Here is an 18387-nt window from a genome sequence, read left to right as displayed (position 1 = left end):
TAGCGTTGCGGACAACATTGGCATGTCAGAAGCCGATGACAAAGCAGCGAGGAAACATATGTCCGATCCGCTCCACGCATCGTCCCCGACTTGCGCGCAGACGCTACGGGCGCTGTCGCGCTATCCAGGCCGCACCGCTTTTGCATGGCCTGGGGGATCGCTGAGCTATCAGGGCACCATTGATCTGATCGGACGCATCCAGGGCGTGTTCATGCGGCTCGGATTGCCGGCCGGCGCGCGCGTCGCCTTTCTCACAGCGAACCGTGCCGACACCTGGTGTGCGGGCGTCGCCGCGCAATTGTCGCGGCTCTGCGTCACCTGGTTGCATCCGCTGGGATCGCTGGAGGACCAACTCTTCCAGCTCGAGGATTCCGAAGCAGAGATGCTGGTGGTCGATGCTGCCGCCTTCCGCGACCGCGGTGGCGAGCTCGCCGCGAGGGCGAGCCGGTTGAAGGCGGTCTTCACCATGGGGCCGGCCGGCTACGGCGCCGATCTGCTGGCGGCCGTCGAAAGCGCGGGCCATGCCAGCGCGCAGAACCTCGCCGGCCCGGACGATCTCTCCACGCTGAACTACACCGGCGGCACCACCGGCAAATCCAAGGGCGCGCTGCGCTATCACCGCGAGAATGCCGGAGCGGCCGCCGCGATCCTCGCCGATTTCGAGATTCCCGACGCGGCCCGCTATCTCACGGTCGCGCCGATCAGCCATGTCGCCGGCACGAAGGTGCTGCCGACGCTGATGCGCGGCGGCACCGTGCACATGCTCAGGGGTTTCGATCCCGAGGCCGTGCTGACCACGATCGCACGCGAGCGCATCAACTTCACGCTGTTCGTGCCGACCATGATCTACGTGCTGCTCGATCATCCTGCGCTCAGCAAAACCGACCTCTCCTCGCTTGAGCTCGTGCTCTATGGCGCTTCCGCAATGTCGCCGAGCCGGCTGGTCGAGGGCATCGAGCGCATCGGACCGGTGTTCTCGCAGCTCTACGGCCAGACCGAATGCTATCCGGTCTCGGTGCTGCGCAAGGCGGATCACGATCCGAAGACGCCCGAGCTGTTCCTGTCCTGCGGCTTTCCGATCGCGGCCTGCGAGGTCAGGATTCTCGACGACAACGACCAGGAGGTGGCGACGGGCGAAGCCGGCGAGATCTGCGTGCGCGCCCCGCATGTCATGGCGGAATACTGGAAGCGCCCAGACATCACCGCCGAGACGCTGAAGAACGGCTGGGTCCACACCGGCGACATCGCACGCAAGGACGAGCGCGGCTACATGTTCATCCTCGACCGCAAGAAGGACATGATCGTCTCCGGCGGCTTCAACATCTTCCCGCGCGAAGTCGAGGACGTGCTGTCGCAACACGCCGATGTTGCCATGGTCGCGGTCGTCGGCGTTCCCGACGAGAAATGGGGCGAGGCCGTCACCGCCATCGTCGTGCCGCGCGAGGGCACAAGGCCCGATCCGGACGAGCTGATCAACATGGTCAGGACCCGGAAAGGCTCCGCGCATGCGCCCAAGCAGATCCAGTTCGTCAAGCAGCTGCCGATGACCGGCGTCGGCAAGGTCGACAAGAAGGTGCTGCGCGCGGGCTTCTGGACCGGCCGGGACCGCATGGTGGGGTAAAATCCCCGGGATTCTACGGTGAAGTTGTGGCTCCCGCACCACAACGCACGACGGATCGCACGCCGGGGAGCCCCGCGCGATTGCCCGCGAATCCGGGAATCACCTAGACCGCTGATGGGGCTGGGAAGCGGAGTAAGTCATGCGAGTCGCTTCCCTGGAAAGTGCAGTCGCCGCGATCACGTTGATCACGGCCATCGTCGTGGTGCTGTGGGAGATCAAGATCTTCTACGGAATGTGAACTGGCAGGATGCCCTGGTCGGCACGACCAAGCATCCCTTCCGCGGCGGCGGAAGCCTGCCGTTCATGCAGCCCACGCAGCAGCTGCAGCGCTTGCGATGACCCTTCGCTGCTTTTCAATCACCCGACGCGACACCACAGATGTCATCGCCCGGCTCGACCGGGCGATCCAGTATTCCAGAGACAGTCGTTGTTGAATCGATAGGCCGCGGCGTACTGGATGCCCCGCCTTCGCGGGGCATGACAGCGAGGATGCGGACGCCGCCTCCTACGCGCGAGCCCTCACCGCTTCTCGATCACGAGGCTCTGCACCGCGCGGCCGAAATAGCCTTGCCTGTCGGCGAGCCGTGACATCGCAAGCCCCGCACCATCAGGGCCGATCCAGGACTCGCCATCGAGCAAGATCCAGTCGCCGACCGGCTGGCGCGCGAGGCTGACCGTGAGATCGGCGTTGATGTAGGTCCAGTTCCGGAAGTCGAGCGTCGAGGCGGTGCCGTTGGAGAAATCGGCGGCGACCACGGCACGCATCGCCTGCGACACCGCCTCGCCTTCGACCAGCGGATGGTCGAGCCGAAACCAGATCGCACCGGCGCCGGCCTGGCCGAAGCGCCCAAGCGCGGCGCGCATCGAGACCATGCCCGCGAACGGACTGGTCGCGCCATGGCCGTCCTCGACCAGCGATTCCTCGGGCTGCGGCAGCGTGACCGGCAGATCCCTGACGTCGTCGGGCAATGGCTGCGACTGTTGCTTGATCTTGAGCACGGTGGCGCCGACGACCTGCACGCCATCGGCGAGCAGCTTGATCTCGCAAAGCTGGATCTTGCGACCCTCGCGCAGCACCGCGCTTTCTATCGTAAGCGGCGCGACCGGCACCGGGCGCATCAAATCGATGGTGACGCGTGCGATGTTCATGGGCACCGGCGTCGGAATGCGCTCCGCCGCCCACGTCACCAGCGCCGATGGCGCCGAGCCGTGCTGCATGCGCCGGTCCCAGGGACCAGCGGCATTGGGGCTGGTGACGACGTCGTTGCCGTCGACGCGGTAGATGGCGGGCATGTTTGCTCGATATCTCGGCTGGCGTTCCCCGGACGCTGCGCAGCGCCATCAGCGCGTTTACGTGCGTCTTCGACGCTATTGCGGTGCGCTGCAGATCCGGGGTCCATGTTGCGGCGATGGGTCCCGGCTCTGCGCAGCAGCGTTACACGCTGCAGCGCGTCCGGGACACGAGACCTCACAACGGCGGATCGATCGCTTCGTCGTATTCCTTCTTGAAGCGCGCGATCATCTCGGCGGCAGGGACGACTCCCTCGACGCTGCCGATGCCCTGGCCGGAGCCCCAGATCTCCTTCCAGGCCTTTGGCTTGGCCCGCTCGCCGGAGGCGTCGGTGCCGAAATTCATCTTGGAGGGATCCGACGTCGGCAGGTTTTCCGGATCCATGCCGGCGGCGAGGATCGACGGCTTCAGATAGTTGCCGTGCACGCCGGTGAAGAGGTTGGAATAGACGATGTCGTCGGCCGTCGAGCCCGCGATCATCTCCTTGTACTTCTCGACCGCGTTGGCTTCCTTGGTCGCGATGAAGGCCGAGCCGATATAGGCGAAGTCGGCGCCGAGCACGCGTGCGGCGCGGATCGCCTTGCCGTTGCCGATGGCGCCCGACAGCGCGATCGGACCGTCGAACCACTTGCGGGTCTCGGCAACGAAGGCCAGCGGCGAGATCGTGCCGGCATGACCGCCGGCGCCGGCCGCGACGAGGATCAGGCCGTCCGCGCCCTTCTCGATCGCCTTGTGGGCGAATTTCTGGTTGATCACGTCGTGGAAGACGATGCCGCCCCAGCTATGCACGGCCTGGTTCAGCTCCTCGCGCGCGCCGAGCGAGGAGATCACCATCGGCACCTTGTACTTGGCGCAAAGCTGCATGTCGTGGTCGAGCCGGTTGTTCGACTTGTGCACGATCTGGTTGACCGCGAACGGCGCCGACGGCCGCTCGGGATGCGCGCGGTCATAGGCCGCGAGCTCTTCGGTGATGCGTGCGAGCCATTCGTCGAGCAGCTCCGGCGGCCGCGCGTTCAGCGCCGGAAACGAGCCGACCACCCCCGCCTTGCACTGCGCGATCACCAGATCGGGCACCGAGATGATGAAGAGCGGCGAGCCGATCACGGGGATCGACAGGCGCCCTTTGAACAAGGCAGGCATGGACATTGCGGAACGATCCTCTTTTGGCGGTCAGGCTGACGTTGGGAGCCATACCAACAAGGCAATCTTTCCACTGTCAAGTATTGCGTTATGACGCCGTAGGAAGCACCAGCGGCACTATTCCAAGGTGCGGAATTCTCTCCTCGTCATTCCGGGGCGACGCGTCAGCGTCGAACCCGGAATCCATCGGGCATCAATCCGTGCAGCGAAATGGATTCCGGGCTCGCGCTGCGCGCGCCCCGGAATGACAGCGACCACCTACCCGATCATATCCGGATTGATCAGCCGCTCGAACGAGAACATCTCGTCCCACTTCTCCTGGGTCAGCAGCTTGCGTTCGGTCACCACGATCTGGTGCAGCGACTTGCCGCTCTTGTAGCCCTCGCGCGCGATCTCGGCGCACTGCTTGTAGCCGAGCAGCGGCTTCAGCACGGTGACGATGCCGAGCGAGTTCAGCACCATATTGCGGGTGTGCTCCTCGTTCGCCGTGATGCCGACGACGCAGTTCTCGCGCAAGGAGTTGACCGCGCGCTCCATGGTGCGGATCGAGAAGAACAGCGCGAAGGAGATCACCGGCTCCATCACGTTGAGCTGGAGCTGGCCGGCGCTGGCCGCGAGCGTCACGGTGGTGTCGAGCCCGATGACGAGGAAGCTGGTCTGGTTGACGACCTCGGGGATCACAGGGTTGACCTTGCCGGGCATGATGGAGGAGCCCGGTTGCAGCTGCGGCAGGTTGATCTCGTTGAAGCCGGCGCGGGGACCGGATGCGAGCAGGCGGATGTCGTTGCAGATCTTCGTCAGCTTGCTCGCGGTGCGCTTCAGGACGCCCGAGAGCTGCACATAGGCGCCGGTGTCCGAGGTCGCCTCGACCAGATCGCCGGCGAGGATGAAGTCGACGCCGGTGAGCGCACTGAGGTGCCGGACCGCGAGCTTGGGATAGCCGACCGCGGCCGTCACCGAGGTACCGATCGCGGTGGCGCCGAGATTGATCTCGCGCAGCAGCGCGCGCGCCTCGGAGATGCGGTCGACCTCCTCGCCGATGGTGGTGCCCCAGCCGCGGAATTCGGCGCCGAGCGACATCGGCACCGCGTCCTGGAGATGCGTGCGGCCCATCTTCAGCACGCGATCGAACTCGCGCCCCTTGGTGAAGAAGGCTTCCTGGAGCTGCCGCAGCGCCATCATGTAGCTCTCGAGCCGCAGGATCAACGCGAGACGAAAGGCGGTGGGATAGGTGTCGTTGGTCGACTGGCCGTAATTGACGTGATCGTTCGGGCTGACGTGCTGGTAGTCGCCCTTGCTGAAGCCGAGCGATTCCAGCGCGAGATTCGCGATCACCTCGTTGGCATTCATGTTGGTCGAGGTGCCGGCGCCGCCCTGGATGAAGTCGGTGACGAACTGGTCCATCATGTCGCCGGCGATGACGCGGTCGCAGCCGAGGATGATCGCATCGCCAACCTTGGCATCGATCGCGCCGAGATCGCGATTGGCCATGGCCGCGGCTTTCTTCACGTAACCAAGTGCCTTCACGAAGTAAGGCTCCTGGTTCATCGGAATGCCGGTGATGTGGAAGTTCTCCTTACCCCGGATGGTCTGGACGCCGTAATAGATGTCGTCGGCGATCTCACGCTGTCCGAGAAAATCCTGCTCCGTACGGCTCATGGGCGCTCCTTGCTGCTCGCGCGCGGCCTCGTCACGTCAGTTCTGGCACAGTGCGCTGGTCACGAAAGTATCGGTGCGGCAGTCGTCCGGTTTGCGTTGCCGGCCCGGGATGAGAACCTTGGCCGAGCATTTCTCGGCGGAATCGGCGCTCAGGCTCTTGCCTTCCTTGTAGCCCTTGCCCTGGCAGAGTTGGTCGGCGGCCTGCTTGCAATCGGGCGCGCCGTTCGACGAGGCCGGACAGGCGACGCGCCCCGACACCATGGTCGAGGGCTTGGCCAGTCGCGACAGGTCGTTCATGGTCTCGCTGGGGCTTTTGATCGGCGGCAGGATCGAGGGCAGCTTGTCGAACAGCTTGCCCATTTCGTTGAGCAGCCCGGGATTTTCTGCAGGCGCGGGCGTCGAGGGCGGCGGCGGAGCCTGCGGCCCTTGCTCCTGCAAGCCAAGCGACGGCGGCGCCGATTGCGCCCACCCGGTCCCGCAGGCACCGAGCAGGATCAGCAGTGCTGACATCAGCGTCCCGAGCCGCGAGGCGGGATTGCCGGATCGAACCATCATGACGACAACCGTAGCCGAAGCCGGCGCGGCGGCAAAGCCGCCTTGCCGCTAGATCAGCTTGATGGCGATGACGAAACCGAGCACCAGCGCCGCGGCACCGACCGCCACCACGAGCCCGAGATGCTTCTCGATCTTGACCCGGATCCAGTCGCCGTAGCGGTTGAGCAGGATCGCGACGATGAAGAAGCGCCCGCCGCGCGCCACGATCGAGCACAGGGTGAATAGGATGAGATTGTAGCCGGCGAAGCCCGAGGTGATGGTGACGAGCTTGTAGGGGATCGGCGTCAGCCCCTTGAGCAGGATGATCACTGCGCCCCATTCCGCATAGGAGGCGCGGAAGGCATCGACCTTGCCGCCGAGGCCGTAGACCTGGATCAGCCACTGGCCGACCGAATCGAACAACAGCGCGCCGATGGCGTAACCTACCAGGCCGCCGAGCACCGAGGTGATGGTACAGACCATTGCATAGACCCAGGCGCGCTGCGGGCGCGCCAGGGACATCGGGATCAACATCACATCCGGCGGGACCGGAAAGAAGGAGCTTTCGGCGAAAGACACCGCTCCCATGATCCAGAGCGCGTAGGGCTTATGGGCGGCGTCGATGCACCAGTCGTAGATACGTTTCAGCATGGCGCCGCGATGAAGCACCATGGGACGGATTTGTCCATGCCGAGATTGATGTGAATTATGACGTTTCGAGCATGATTGGGAAAGGCGCGCCGCAGTTTCCCGAAAAGATGACGCTCAAACAAGAGGCTACGGCGCGATGAGCAATCGCCCTGGGCTCATCGCGCTTTAGTGGCGCTTGCGCGAGGCACGGCCCTCGAGCGCGACAATTGGCCGCCTGGCGGCCACGCGCGGTGACGCGACCTTGGGCAGCTTCATCGATGATTTCGGCAGCTTCTCGGCGATACCGAGCATGTCTTCCCGCCGCGTCATCTCGCGCCAGACATCCTCGGGGCGCACGCCGGCGGAGGCCCAGAGCACGGTGAGATTATAGAGGAGGTCGGCGCTTTCCCGGATCACGGCGTCAGTGTCGCCATTGACGGCATCGATCACGACCTCGATGGCCTCTTCGGCGAGCTTCTTTGCCATTTTCGAGGGCCCGCGCTGAAACAGCCGGGCCGTCCGCGATGTTGCCGGATCAAGATCTCTGGCCGCGAGCACAGCCAGATATAGCCGCTCAAGCGAATCACTCATGGTACTCAAAACTACTCTAAACAAATGGCGGGCGTGTTAACGCACGGCAATAAAAGCAGAAAACAGGCCGCCGCGGCAAGCGCGACGGCCCGTTCAGGTTAAGCTCGGCCGCGCTGCTTAGTAGCAGGTCGAGAGATTACCCTGGCCGCCCTGGGCAGACTGGTAGGGGCCGCCGCAGCGGTGGTACGGGCGCGGGCCGATATAGGAGTCGCCGCCGTAATAGACCGGACCTTCGTCATAGTAGACCGGGCCGCCGCCGTAGTAAGCGGGCGCGTCGTAAGCATAGGCGTCACGCGTCGCGGCGATCGCAAGGCCGGTGCCGATGGCGCCGGCGATGGCCGCGCCGGCGAAAGCCGCGCCGCCTCCGCCATGCCAGTGACGACCGCCGGCATAGGACGCCGTCGGAGCAACTGCGGTCAACGCCAGCACAGCGGCGGTGGCAAGAACGGCCTTACGGCCGGTAAACTTCGAAAAGCTGTCAAACATGTCCTGGACCCTCCTTGGGACCTGAATTGGTGCCTTAAGACAGGCTCATGCCTCTCAACACCTCTGCCCTAAGATGGGTTCCCCAACCCCAACACAAGCTGAACGGGGTTGCGTAATCGTGACGCAAGCGCCGCTCATCCTCCGTTCATGTTGGCCGGGGGAGACTGAACGCCAGCCGGCGCTGCAAGCGTCACCAAACCATAACAATGCGGGACCGGCGCAACTGATGTCGGACTTCAAGACGATCGCGCTTCGTTGCCTGCTGGCTCTCTCGCTCTCGCTTGCGACACTGATTGCACGCGATGTCCGCGCGGCCGAGCCCGCTGCATCGTCCTCCGTTGCGATCCACTTCACCTTCGACCGCCCGTTCGATGCGAGCATGGCGCCGTTCTTCCTTGCGGCGAAGGATGGCGGGTTCAGCACGGAGCGTCTCAACGTGACCTTCAGCAGCGCGGCCGGATCGCCGGAGGCGCTCGCACGCGTCGCCAAGGGCGACAGCGAGCTCGCGCTCGTCGACATCAACGAGCTGATCCGGTTTCGCGACAAGGAGGACGCCTCGCCCATCAAGGCGGTGTTCGTGCTGTTCAACCGCGCGCCCTATGCGATCGTCGCGCGCAAGAGCCGCGGCATCAATGTCTTGCCCGATCTCGACGGCAAGACAGTCGGCGTCGCCGACGGCGACCTTTCGATGCGGCTTTGGCCGGCACTGGCGCAGCAGAACGGCATCAAGACGTCGCACGTCAAATTCCACAAGATCAGCGCCGCCGTCCGCGAGCCGATCCTGTCCGCGGGACAGGTCGATGCCGTCGCGGGCTTCAGCTATCTCTCGGCGGTGAATTTGCGCGATCGCGGCGTGCCCGGCGCCGATCTCGTCGTGCTGCGTTACGCCGACTATGGCTGCGAGGCCTATGGCTTTGCCGTGGTGGCCAATGCCGCCTTTGCCGCTGCAAAGCCTGACGCCGTGAAAGGCTTCGTCCGCGCCTTGATCGGCGGCGTCGCCGCGACCGTAAAAGAGCCGGCGCGGGCAGCGGACGAGGCCGCGAGCCGCATCGACGGCGGTGACCGCGACCTCGAGCTGGAGCGCCTGCGCGCCGTGCTAGCGGACAACGTCCTGACCGATGAGGTCAAGCGCAACGGTCTCGGCGGTATCGAGCCACTGCGCCTGGAGCGCTCGATCGACCAGATCGCGCAGGACTTTAAATTCCGCAAGCGGCCGGCCGCGAGCGACATCTTCGACGACCGGTTCCTGCCGCCGGTCGCAGGGCGGCTGGTCAATTGAGAAAAACTGACAGCTTCCGCTGTATCTGGCGTGCGATCCCTGCTTAGAATACGGGCCCCGTCATTCCGCTCGAGTTCCTCGCCCGCATGTCCATCCTCCGTCTCTACACCCGTGTTCTCGAGCTGCTCGGCAAGGAGGCGCGGCTGGGCTGGCTGCTCGCCGTCGCCAATCTGTTGCTGGCAGCCTCGCAATTCGCCGAACCCGTGCTGTTCGGCCGGATCGTCGACGTGCTCTCCGGCAAGTCGGTGGCCGGGTCGAACTCGGCCTGGCCGTTCCTCGTGGCCTGGGTGGCGTTCGGGCTTTTCACCATCCTGTGCAGCGCGCTGGTGGCCCTACAGGCGGACCGGCTCTCGCACCGCCAGCGCCAGGCGGTGCTGACCGACTATTTCGAGCACATCATGCAACTGCCGCTGACCTTCCACTCCGGCACCCATTCGGGCCGGCTGATGAAGGTGATGCTCAACGGCACCGATGCCCTGTGGCGGCTGTGGCTCGGCTTCTTCCGCGAGCACTTCGCCGCGATCCTCTCCGTCGTGGTGCTGCTGCCGCTGTCGCTCTACCTGAACTGGCGGCTCGCGATCCTCTTGTTCGTGCTCTGCATCGTCTTCACCGCACTGACCACCTTCGTGGTGCGCAAGACCTTCGGCATGCAGATGGAGGTCGAGGAGCACTACAGCGAGCTCTCCGCGCGCGCCTCGGATGCGCTCGGCAACGTCGCGCTGGTGCAGAGCTTCGTGCGCGTCGAATCCGAGGTGAAGGGGCTGCGCTCCGTCGCCGACGATCTGCTGGCCGCGCAGATGCCGGTGCTGTCGTGGTGGGCGCTCGTCACCGTGATCACGCGCGCCTCCACCACCATCACGGTGCTCGCGATCTTCTCGCTGGGCATCGCCCTGCACGACCAGGGGCTGACCTCGGTCGGCGAGATCGTGATGTTCGTGAGCTTCGCGACGATGCTGATCCAGAAGCTCGAGCAGGTCGTGAGCTTCATCAACAACGTGTTCATGGAAGCACCGCGCCTGCGCGAATTTTTCAACGTGCTCGATGCCGTGCCCGCGGTGCACGACCGGCCCGACGCGATCGATGCCGGCAGGCTCTCCGGCCTCGTCGAGTTCAACGACGTCACCTTCTCCTATGACGGCAAGCGGCCGGCGATCGAGGACCTCACCTTCACCGCGCTGCCCGGCCAGACCATCGCGCTGGTCGGCCCGACCGGCGCCGGCAAGTCGACCGCGATCGCGCTCTTGCATCGCGCCTTCGATCCGCAATCCGGATTCATCAAGATCGACGGCATGGACGTGCGCGGCGTCACGCTGACCTCGCTGCGGCGGAACATCGGCGTGGTGTTCCAGGAGGCGCTGCTGTTCAACCGGTCGATCGCGGAGAACTTGCGCGTCGGCAAGCCCGACGCGACCGAGGCCGAGATGCGCAAGGCGGCCGAGCGCGCACAGGCGCTCGAATTCATCGAGCGCAGCGGCGGGTTCGAGACCAATGCCGGCGAGCGTGGCCGCATGCTGTCCGGCGGCGAGCGGCAGCGTCTGTCGATCGCCCGCGCGCTGCTGAAGGACCCGCCGATCCTGATCCTGGACGAGGCCACCAGCGCGCTCGACGCCGTCACCGAATCCAAGGTGAACGCTGCTCTCGACGAAGTGATGAAGGGTCGCACCACCTTCGTGATCGCCCATCGCCTCTCCACCATCCGCAATGCCACGCGGATCCTGGTGTTCGAGAACGGCCGCGTCATCGAAGGTGGAACTTTCGATGAACTCGTGGCCAAAGGCGGCCATTTTGCCGAGCTGGCCAGGGCTCAGTTCATGGTGCAGGAAAATGCTCAGGCGAACGCACGGGCCAGCGTGACGGCTGCTGAGGCCGCCGCGACGGCTGCCAAATCCCCCTAACAAGTCCTCACAGGACCGTCGAAATTCGGCCTATTTCATCGCGGAATACCGCGCCGAGCCCCCTATTCTCGACGCACCAGCCGGTATAGGTTTGCGGCGCCGCAAGCGGCGGCGCTGAATTTCAGAACCGACAATCAGATCACGAGAGCTGCCCGGAACCCGGCGGATCTCCAAGGACCGGAATCGGATAGTGCACGCCCTACGCCCGCTGCTTCGCAAATCCTTGTTCAACCTGTGCGCCGCGGCGCTCGCATGTACAGCGCTGCTCGCGCCGCGCGCGGCGAGCGCAGAAGCGCTGCTGCTGATCGAGGCCGAGAGCGGCAAGGTATTGCAGGCCGACAACGCCACGGTTCCCTGGTATCCGGCTTCCGTCACCAAGATCATGACCGCCTATGTGACGCTGAAGGCGGTCAAGGACGGCCGGCTGACGCTCGACACGCTGCTCACGGTCTCGCCGACGGCGGCCTCTCAATCGCCCTCGAAGATGGGGTTCCGGCCGGGAACGCAGCTCACCGTCGACAACGCGCTGAAGATGATGATGGTCAAGTCGGCAAACGACATGGCCGTGGTGCTTGCCGAAGGCGTCGGCGGCTCGATCGACGGCTTCTCGGTGATGATGAACGACACCGCCAGGAAGCTCGGCATGACGCAGACCAGCTACGTCAATCCGAACGGCCTGCCCGCGGACGGCCAGATCACCTCGGCGCGCGACCTCGGCATTCTCGCGCGCTCCTTCCTGCGCGACCTGCCGGAATACGAATATTTCGTGCACATCCCGGCGATCCGCTTCGGCAAGCGCGTCACCGGCAATTTCAACAAGCTGATCGGCCGCTACCCCGGCGCGGACGGTTTCAAGACCGGCTTCATCTGCGCTTCCGGCTACAATCTCGTCGCCTCGGCCACGCGCAACGGCCGCCGGCTGATCGCGGTGGTGCTCGGCTCCAATTCCGGCACCGCGCGCGCGGTGAAGGCGGCGCAGCTGCTGGAGCGCGGCTTCAGCCAGGATAATTTGACATGGCTGCGCCCCTCGCTCGGCACGGTCGAGAACCTCGTGCCGGTCGATGCCTCGCCGCCGAATTTGCGCGACGAGATGTGCGGCGGCCATCGCAAGCGGCCCGCCAGTGACGATGACGATGCGTTGATCGCAGCCAATGGCGGCACGTCGGGATCGGCCTCGGCCACCGGTGGCGAAGCCCAGGTGACCTTCTTCACCGCCGGCCTGCAGCCGCCCCTGATGAAGGCGTCCGAGCTGATGGCCTCGGCGCCGGCGGCGACCGAGCCCGTGCTGGTCTATACCGGCCCGACCCGCACCGGCACCGCCCTCATTGCGGCAGTCGCGGCCGATGCCGACCAGCAGACGGCGTCCAAGCCGCGTGGCAAGAAGTCGCGCGTGGCCAAGAAGCCCGATGCGGCCGACAAGCCGAAGGACGCGGGCAAGGACACCAAGACGGCCGCTGCAAAGCCGGCTGAAGCCAAAGGCGCTGGTAAGAGCGACGCCAAGAACGACACGAAGACTGCCGCGAAGCCGGCAGCGCCCAAGCATGCGGCAGCGACGCCCAAGCACGATACGCCGGCAAAGCCCGCCGAGAAGCCTGCGGCCGCCAAGCCCAAGGCGGCGACCAAGCCCGCCAAGCCGGCCAACAACAGTTAACGGCGCCGCTCACAAAGACGGCCGGCGCTTCGCACCTGCGGCAGCGTCGTTTGCGACGATTCCAGTAGCCACTTCCCGACCTTTGCCCTAAGCCACCACGGCTTGCCACCCGTTCCGGCAGGCTCGATACTGGCGGCAATGAGGCAAGCCCGAGACACAGCGGGCTCTGGTAAATTGAGGGGAGTTTTCCATGGAGCGCATCTGGCTCAAGCAATATCCGCCCGGCGTGCCTGCCGATATCGAGCCGACCCAATACGCATCGCTGGTCGACCTGCTGGAGGAGAGCTTCACGAAGTTCGCCGACCGCAAGGCGTTCATCTGCATGGACAAGTCGATCAGCTACCGCGACCTCGACCAGATGTCGGTTGCGCTCGCCGCCTATTTGCAGGGCCGCGGCTTGCAGCGCGGCGCCCGCGTCGCCATCATGATGCCGAACGTGCTGCAATATCCGGTGGCGACAGCGGCCGTGCTGCGCGCCGGTTTCGCGGTGGTCAACGTCAATCCGCTCTACACGCCGCGCGAGCTCGAGCACCAGCTCAAGGATTCCGGCGCTGAAGCCATCATCGTTCTCGAGAACTTCGCGCACACCGTCGAGCAGGTGATCGCCAGGACGGGCGTGAAGCACGTCATCGTCGCCAGTATGGGCGACCTGCTCGGCTTCAAGGGCGTGATCGTCAATCTCGTCGTCCGCCGCGTCAAGAAAATGGTACCGGCGTGGTCGCTGCCCGGCTCGGTCTCGTTCAACGACGCGGTGTCCGCCGGACGCGGCATCACCTTCAACAAGCCCAAGCTCTCGCCCGGCGACGTCGCCTTCCTGCAATATACCGGCGGCACCACCGGCGTCTCGAAAGGCGCCACCCTGCTTCACCGCAACATCGTCGCCAACGTCCTGCAGAACGACGCCTGGCTGCAGCCGGCACTCGCCTCGCCGCCGCATGTCGACCAGCTCATGATCGTCTGCGCGCTGCCGCTCTACCACATATTCGCACTGACGGCCTGCTACCTGCTCGCGGTGCGCGCCGGCGGCTGCAATCTCCTGATCCCGAACCCGCGCGACATTCCGGGTTTCGTCAAGGAGCTGGCGAAGTACCAGGTCAACAGCTTCCCGGCCGTCAACACGCTCTACAACGGCCTGATGCACCATCCCGATTTCAAGAAGCTCGACTTCTCCAAGCTGAAGATCTCCAACGGCGGCGGCATGGCGGTGCAGCGCCCTGTGGCCGAGCAGTGGAGGGCGGTGACCGGCTGCTTCATCGCCGAAGGCTACGGCCTGTCGGAGACCTCGCCGACGTTGACCTGCAATCCCGCGACCACGACCGAATTCTCGGGCTCGATCGGCATTCCCGTGCCCTCGACCTACATCTCGATCCGCGATGACGACGGCAACGAGGTGCCGCTCGGCCAGGCCGGCGAGATCTGCGCCAAGGGTCCGCAGGTGATGTCGGGCTACTGGAACAGGCCGGAGGAGACCGCCAAGGTAATGACCGCGGACGGCTATTTCCGCACCGGCGATATCGGCGTGATGGACGAGAAGGGCTACACCAAGATCGTCGACCGCAAGAAGGACATGATCCTGGTCTCGGGCTTCAACGTCTATCCGAACGAGATCGAGGAAGTGATCGCGAGCCATCCGGGCGTGCTCGAATGCGCCGTGATCGGCATCCCCGATTCCAAGTCGGGCGAAGCGGTGAAGGCTTTCGTGGTGAAGAAGGATCAGAACCTCACGGCCGAGGCGGTGATCAAGTTCTGTCACGAGCAGCTCACCGGCTACAAGGTGCCCAAGCACATCGAATTCCGCAGCGACCTGCCGAAGACCAATGTCGGCAAGATCCTGCGACGCGAGCTGCGCGACGAGAAGAAGGCCCAGGCGGCATAAGCGCGTCTCATGACCGGGGTCGGTGACATCGCGCCATCGGGCATTCTCGCCTTCTGGCGCGAGGCCAGCCGCGAGCGCTGGTACAAGCGCGATGACGCTTTCGATGCCGAGGTCAGGCGCCGCTTTCTGCCGCTCTGGGAGAAGGCGATCGCCGGCGAGCTGGCATCATGGGAGGACAGCGACGAGGGCACGCTCGCGCTCGTCATCGTGCTCGACCAGTTTCCCCGCAACATGTTCCGCGGCACGCCGCAGGCCTTTGCCAGTGACGCGCTGGCGCGCGACGTCGCCCGCCACGCCATCGCGCGGGGTGTCGATAAGAGGATCGACCCGATCCTGCTCGAATTTATCTACATGCCCTTCATGCATTCAGAGCACCTGCCCGACCAGTTGCACTGCGTTGCCCTGTTTCAGGGCACCGACAACACCGAGAACCTGAAATACGCCCGGGAGCACGCCGACATCATCCAGCGGTTCGGCCGCTTTCCCCATCGCAACCGCCTGCTCGGCCGCGACAGCAGCGCGGACGAGCAAGCCTTCCTCGACGGCGGCGGCTTTTCGGGCTGATGACATATCGGTGAAGGGCCGCAGGCTCCGCCGTTTCCGCGCCGGCAATATTGTGCAGGCCCGCCGCACGGTCTAAAAAGCGGGACCGATTTTCAGGGAGACTGACAATGGCGATCCAAATTGGCGACAAGCTGCCCGAGGCGAAATTCCGCGTGATGACGGCGGAAGGCCCGCAGGTGAAGACCACCGACGATATCTTCAAGGGCAAGAAGGTGGCGCTGTTCGCCGTGCCCGGCGCCTACACCGGCACCTGCCACAAGATGCATCTGCCGAGCATCTTCCTCAACGCCTACGCCATGAAGGACAAGGGCGTCGAGACCATCGCCATCGTCTCCGTCAACGACGCCTTCGTCATGAACGCCTGGAAGCGCGACACCGACCAGCGCGACGAGGCGATTTTCCTCGCCGACGGCAATGCCGACTTCGCCAAGGCGATCGGCATGGAGCTGGACGCTTCCGGCAACGGCCTCGGCATCCGCTCCAAGCGCTATTCGATGCTGGTCGAGGACGGCGTGGTCAAGAAGCTGAACCTCGAGGCGATGCCCGGCAAGGTCGAAGTCTCCGGCGGCGATACGCTGCTCGGGCAGCTTTGAGGCCGTCGCGGCTCTCGGGCCACAAATGACACTGTCATGCCCCGCGAAGGCGGGGCATCCAGTATTCCAGAGACTTCGAGGTTCATAACGACTGCTGCGGCGTACTGGATCGCCCGGTCAAGCCGGGCGATGACAGTCAAAAATGGGGCGACGTCTACGCCTTCAACCGCGCCATCGCGACGCCGTCCCGCGCGAGCTGATCGGCGCGTTCGTTCTCGGGATGGCCGGCGTGGCCCTTGACCCAGTGCCAGCGCACCTCGTGTGCTTTCAGCGCCGCATCGAGCCGCTGCCATAGCTCGACATTCTTCACCGGCTTCTTGTCGGCGGTGCGCCAGCCGTTGCGCTTCCAGCCGTGGATCCACCCCGTGATGCCCTGACGGACATATTGGCTGTCGGTGTAGAGATCGACGGTGCACGGCTTCTTCAGCGCTTCCAGCGCGGAGATCGCCGCCATCAATTCCATCTGGTTGTTGGTGGTGTGACGCTCGCCGCCGTTCAGCTCTTTTTCCTTGTCGCCGAACTTCAGGATCGCGCCCCAGCCGCCCGGCCCGGGATTTCCCGAGCAGGCGCCGTCGGTATAGATCGTGACGACGGGAAGCTCGCTCACGCCACCAGCCCCGAGGGCATCAGCCCATAGTCGCGCGCGCTTCCCACGCTCTGGTGGAAGCGCAGCTTGCGGACATATTCCAGGGGATCCTTCGGCTTCACCAGCGCTCCCGGCGGCACGTTGAGCCAATCGACCAGGCGCGTCAGCAGGAAGCGGATCGCGGCACCGCGCGCCAGCAGCGGCAGCGCGGCTTCCTCGGCTTCGGAGAGCTTGCGCACACGCTGGTAGGCATTGAGGAAGGCGCGCGCCTTGGTGACGTTGAAGGAGTGATCCGGCTCGAAGCACCAGGCGTTGAGGCAGATCGCGACGTCATAGGCCAGCATGTCGTTGCAGGCGAAGGTGAAGTCGATGATCGCCGAGAGCTTGTCGCCGAGGAAGAAGACGTTGTCGTTGAAGAGGTCGGCGTGGATCACGCCCTCGGGCAGATTGGTCGGCCACACCCCGCCCGAGAGATAATCGAGCTCGGCGGCGAGAAACGCGCGCAGGCCCGGTTGCACCTCGTCGGCGCGGCTCGAGGCCGTATCGAACAGCGGCCGCCAGCCCGCGACCGACAGCGCGTTGGCGCGCCGAACCGCGAAACCGGCGCCGGCCAGATGCATCGTGGCGAGCCCCTCGCCGACGCCGGCGCAATGCACGACGTTCGGCTTCCGCGGCCAGATGCCTTCGAGAAAGGTGATGATCGCGGCGGGGCGCCCCGCCAGTTCGCGCAGCGCCTCGCCGTCTTTCGCCTTCACCGGCAGCGGGCAGCTGACGCCGTGCTCGGCCAGATGCGTCATCAGCGCGAGGAAGAACGGCAGATCGTTCTTCGCCACGCGCTTTTCATAGAGCGTGAGGATGAACGACCCCTTGGTCGTATGCAGCAGGAAGTTGGTGTTCTCGACGCCTTCGGCGATGCCCTTGTAGGAGAGCAATTCGCCGAGATCATATTGCTTCAGGAAATCCGCAAGCTCGTCGGCGGCGACGTCGGTGTAGACCGCCATAAAAGTCTACTCGGCGGCAGCTTCGGGACGCACCTGACGCGGCAGCGGGAAGAACTCGTTCTCTTCCGCGGCCGAGACCGTCTCCACGTGCAGCGTGTAACGCTCGGCGAAGGCGTCCATGATCTCTTCGACGATCACTTCCGGCGCAGATGCGCCCGCGGTGATGCCGAGGCTCTTGATGTTGCCGAACCTGGTCCAGTCGATGTCGGCGGCACGCTGCGCCAGCACCGCGATCCCGCAGCCCTCGCGCTCGGCGACTTCGCGCAGGCGCTGAGAGTTCGACGAGTTCGGCGCGCCGACCACGATCAAGGCATCCACCACCGGCGCCACCTTCTTCACCGCGAGCTGGCGGTTGGTGGTCGCGTAGCAGATGTCTTCCTTGTGCGGGCCGTTGATGTTCGGGAAGCGCTCCTTGAGCAGCGCCACGATCTCCGCGGTGTCGTCGATCGACAGCGTGGTCTGGGTCACGAAGGCGATGTTGTCGGGGTTCTTCGGAACGATCGTCTTGGCGTCTTCGGCGGTCTCGATCAGGGTCACGGCGCCGACCGGAAGCTGGCCGAGCGTGCCGACCACTTCAGGATGGTGCGAGTGGCCGATCAGGAAGATTTCGCGGCCGCGCTTGAAATGGATCGCGGCCTCGCGGTGCACCTTGGTCACCAGCGGGCAGGTCGCATCCAGCGAGAACAGGTTGCGGGACGAGGCATCGGCCGGAACCGATTTCGGCACGCCATGGGCCGAGAATACGACCGGCGCGGTGGTATTCTCAGGAATTTCGGCGAGCTCTTCGACGAAGATGGCGCCCTTCTTCTTCAACCCGTCGACGACGTATTTGTTATGCACAATCTCGTGGCGAACATAGACGGGGGCGCCGTATTTATCGAGCGCCCGTTCCACGGTGTCGATCGCCCGGACCACCCCGGCGCAGAAGCCGCGGGGAGAACAAAGCACGATCTTAAGGTCTGGTTTGGCTGACATTGAGCGATCTCGGGA

General features: G+C 64.8%; 17 protein-coding genes. 7 read left to right on the top strand and 10 right to left on the bottom strand.

The annotated features are described in order from the left end of the window. The first annotated feature begins 58 nt into the window (after window positions 1–58). Window positions 59–1621: an AMP-binding protein gene (locus QRQ56_RS20710; protein ID WP_438742694.1), complete on the top strand. Its 1563-nt coding sequence runs from the start codon at window positions 59–61 to the stop codon at window positions 1619–1621. A 519-nt stretch (window positions 1622–2140) separates the two neighbouring features. Here the strand turns inward: QRQ56_RS20710 and QRQ56_RS20705 are convergent. The 7 genes from QRQ56_RS20705 to QRQ56_RS20675 all read right to left on the bottom strand — a co-directional run bounded on the left by QRQ56_RS20705 (window position 2141) and on the right by QRQ56_RS20675 (window position 7952). Further along, the gene (locus QRQ56_RS20705) at window positions 2141–2914 is read right to left on the bottom strand and encodes a thioesterase family protein (protein ID WP_438742693.1); all 774 of its coding nucleotides are present in this window, start codon (window positions 2912–2914) and stop codon (window positions 2141–2143) included. A gap of 175 nt (window positions 2915–3089) precedes the next feature. Next, window positions 3090–4058 (bottom strand): NAD(P)H-dependent flavin oxidoreductase, encoded by a 969-nt coding sequence (locus tag QRQ56_RS20700; RefSeq protein ID WP_438742692.1) that lies wholly within the window; start codon window positions 4056–4058, stop codon window positions 3090–3092. A gap of 252 nt (window positions 4059–4310) precedes the next feature. Continuing rightward, window positions 4311–5711: an aspartate ammonia-lyase gene (locus QRQ56_RS20695; RefSeq protein ID WP_438742690.1), complete on the bottom strand. Its 1401-nt coding sequence runs from the start codon at window positions 5709–5711 to the stop codon at window positions 4311–4313. Window positions 5712–5747: 36 nt separating this feature from the next. Then, the gene (locus QRQ56_RS20690; protein WP_438742689.1) at window positions 5748–6266 is read right to left on the bottom strand and encodes a hypothetical protein; all 519 of its coding nucleotides are present in this window, start codon (window positions 6264–6266) and stop codon (window positions 5748–5750) included. A gap of 48 nt (window positions 6267–6314) precedes the next feature. Further along, complete coding sequence (locus QRQ56_RS20685; RefSeq protein ID WP_438742687.1) at window positions 6315–6917, bottom strand: YqaA family protein; 603 nt, start codon at window positions 6915–6917, stop codon at window positions 6315–6317. 144 nt (window positions 6918–7061) lie between these two features. Continuing rightward, on the bottom strand, window positions 7062–7466 hold the full coding sequence (hisE, locus tag QRQ56_RS20680; RefSeq protein WP_438742685.1) for a phosphoribosyl-ATP diphosphatase: 405 nt from the start codon (window positions 7464–7466) through the stop codon (window positions 7062–7064). 117 nt (window positions 7467–7583) lie between these two features. Further along, window positions 7584–7952, bottom strand: a complete 369-nt coding sequence (locus QRQ56_RS20675; protein ID WP_438742683.1) for a hypothetical protein — start codon at window positions 7950–7952, stop codon at window positions 7584–7586. A gap of 226 nt (window positions 7953–8178) precedes the next feature. Between QRQ56_RS20675 and QRQ56_RS20670 the strand changes: the two genes are divergently transcribed. The 6 genes from QRQ56_RS20670 (at window position 8179) to QRQ56_RS20645 (ending at window position 15810) form a co-directional block, all read left to right on the top strand. Continuing rightward, the gene (locus tag QRQ56_RS20670) at window positions 8179–9231 is read left to right on the top strand and encodes an ABC transporter substrate-binding protein (RefSeq protein WP_438742681.1); all 1053 of its coding nucleotides are present in this window, start codon (window positions 8179–8181) and stop codon (window positions 9229–9231) included. Window positions 9232–9317: 86 nt separating this feature from the next. Beyond that, entirely contained in the window at window positions 9318–11126 is a 1809-nt protein-coding gene (locus QRQ56_RS20665) for a glucan ABC transporter ATP-binding protein/ permease (protein ID WP_438742679.1), read from the top strand. 190 nt (window positions 11127–11316) lie between these two features. Next, window positions 11317–12777 carry a D-alanyl-D-alanine carboxypeptidase family protein gene (locus tag QRQ56_RS20660; protein ID WP_438742677.1) on the top strand — a complete coding sequence of 487 codons (1461 nt, stop codon included), beginning with the start codon at window positions 11317–11319 and terminating at the stop codon, window positions 12775–12777. 190 nt (window positions 12778–12967) lie between these two features. Further along, window positions 12968–14653: a long-chain fatty acid--CoA ligase gene (locus tag QRQ56_RS20655; protein WP_438742675.1), complete on the top strand. Its 1686-nt coding sequence runs from the start codon at window positions 12968–12970 to the stop codon at window positions 14651–14653. Window positions 14654–14662: 9 nt separating this feature from the next. Then, a complete protein-coding gene (locus QRQ56_RS20650) occupies window positions 14663–15217 on the top strand; it encodes a DUF924 family protein (RefSeq protein ID WP_438742673.1) in 555 nt (184 codons plus the stop codon). 107 nt (window positions 15218–15324) lie between these two features. Next, entirely contained in the window at window positions 15325–15810 is a 486-nt protein-coding gene (locus QRQ56_RS20645) for a peroxiredoxin (protein WP_438742671.1), read from the top strand. Between the two features lie 154 nt (window positions 15811–15964). Here QRQ56_RS20645 and rnhA read toward each other — a convergent pair whose 3' ends face one another. Genes rnhA through ispH form a run of 3 tightly spaced genes read right to left on the bottom strand, consistent with a single transcriptional unit; the run spans window position 15965 to window position 18372 of the window. Further along, window positions 15965–16417: a ribonuclease HI gene (gene rnhA / locus QRQ56_RS20640; RefSeq protein WP_438742669.1), complete on the bottom strand. Its 453-nt coding sequence runs from the start codon at window positions 16415–16417 to the stop codon at window positions 15965–15967. Continuing rightward, window positions 16414–17397, bottom strand: coding sequence for a homoserine kinase (locus QRQ56_RS20635; protein ID WP_438742667.1), 984 nt, complete (start codon window positions 17395–17397; stop codon window positions 16414–16416). Before QRQ56_RS20635 ends, rnhA begins: the two co-directional genes overlap by 4 nt. 6 nt (window positions 17398–17403) lie before the next feature. Then, complete coding sequence (gene ispH / locus QRQ56_RS20630) at window positions 17404–18372, bottom strand: 4-hydroxy-3-methylbut-2-enyl diphosphate reductase (RefSeq protein ID WP_438742665.1); 969 nt, start codon at window positions 18370–18372, stop codon at window positions 17404–17406. Between the last annotated feature and the right edge of the window lie 15 nt (window positions 18373–18387).

The organism is Bradyrhizobium sp. U531 (assembly GCF_051710265.1).
GTDB lineage: Bacteria > Pseudomonadota > Alphaproteobacteria > Rhizobiales > Xanthobacteraceae > Bradyrhizobium.
This window is presented reverse-complemented; position numbering and strand designations above follow the sequence as displayed.

What these genes read in the sequence shown, in the direction of transcription:
- QRQ56_RS20655 (WP_438742675.1), top strand. Translation starts at nt 12,968, where the DNA reads ATGGAGCGCATCTGGCTCAAGCAATATCCGCCCGGCGTGCCTGCCGAT.
- QRQ56_RS20685 (WP_438742687.1), bottom strand. Translation starts at nt 6,917, where the DNA reads ATGGTGCTTCATCGCGGCGCCATGCTGAAACGTATCTACGACTGGTGC.
- QRQ56_RS20635 (WP_438742667.1), bottom strand. Translation starts at nt 17,397, where the DNA reads ATGGCGGTCTACACCGACGTCGCCGCCGACGAGCTTGCGGATTTCCTG.
- QRQ56_RS20665 (WP_438742679.1), top strand. Translation starts at nt 9,318, where the DNA reads ATGTCCATCCTCCGTCTCTACACCCGTGTTCTCGAGCTGCTCGGCAAG.
- QRQ56_RS20650 (WP_438742673.1), top strand. Translation starts at nt 14,663, where the DNA reads ATGACCGGGGTCGGTGACATCGCGCCATCGGGCATTCTCGCCTTCTGG.
- QRQ56_RS20645 (WP_438742671.1), top strand. Translation starts at nt 15,325, where the DNA reads ATGGCGATCCAAATTGGCGACAAGCTGCCCGAGGCGAAATTCCGCGTG.
- ispH (WP_438742665.1), bottom strand. Translation starts at nt 18,372, where the DNA reads ATGTCAGCCAAACCAGACCTTAAGATCGTGCTTTGTTCTCCCCGCGGC.
- QRQ56_RS20690 (WP_438742689.1), bottom strand. Translation starts at nt 6,266, where the DNA reads ATGATGGTTCGATCCGGCAATCCCGCCTCGCGGCTCGGGACGCTGATG.
- QRQ56_RS20675 (WP_438742683.1), bottom strand. Translation starts at nt 7,952, where the DNA reads ATGTTTGACAGCTTTTCGAAGTTTACCGGCCGTAAGGCCGTTCTTGCC.
- hisE (WP_438742685.1), bottom strand. Translation starts at nt 7,466, where the DNA reads ATGAGTGATTCGCTTGAGCGGCTATATCTGGCTGTGCTCGCGGCCAGA.
- QRQ56_RS20695 (WP_438742690.1), bottom strand. Translation starts at nt 5,711, where the DNA reads ATGAGCCGTACGGAGCAGGATTTTCTCGGACAGCGTGAGATCGCCGAC.
- QRQ56_RS20700 (WP_438742692.1), bottom strand. Translation starts at nt 4,058, where the DNA reads ATGTCCATGCCTGCCTTGTTCAAAGGGCGCCTGTCGATCCCCGTGATC.
- QRQ56_RS20705 (WP_438742693.1), bottom strand. Translation starts at nt 2,914, where the DNA reads ATGCCCGCCATCTACCGCGTCGACGGCAACGACGTCGTCACCAGCCCC.
- QRQ56_RS20670 (WP_438742681.1), top strand. Translation starts at nt 8,179, where the DNA reads ATGTCGGACTTCAAGACGATCGCGCTTCGTTGCCTGCTGGCTCTCTCG.
- QRQ56_RS20710 (WP_438742694.1), top strand. Translation starts at nt 59, where the DNA reads ATGTCCGATCCGCTCCACGCATCGTCCCCGACTTGCGCGCAGACGCTA.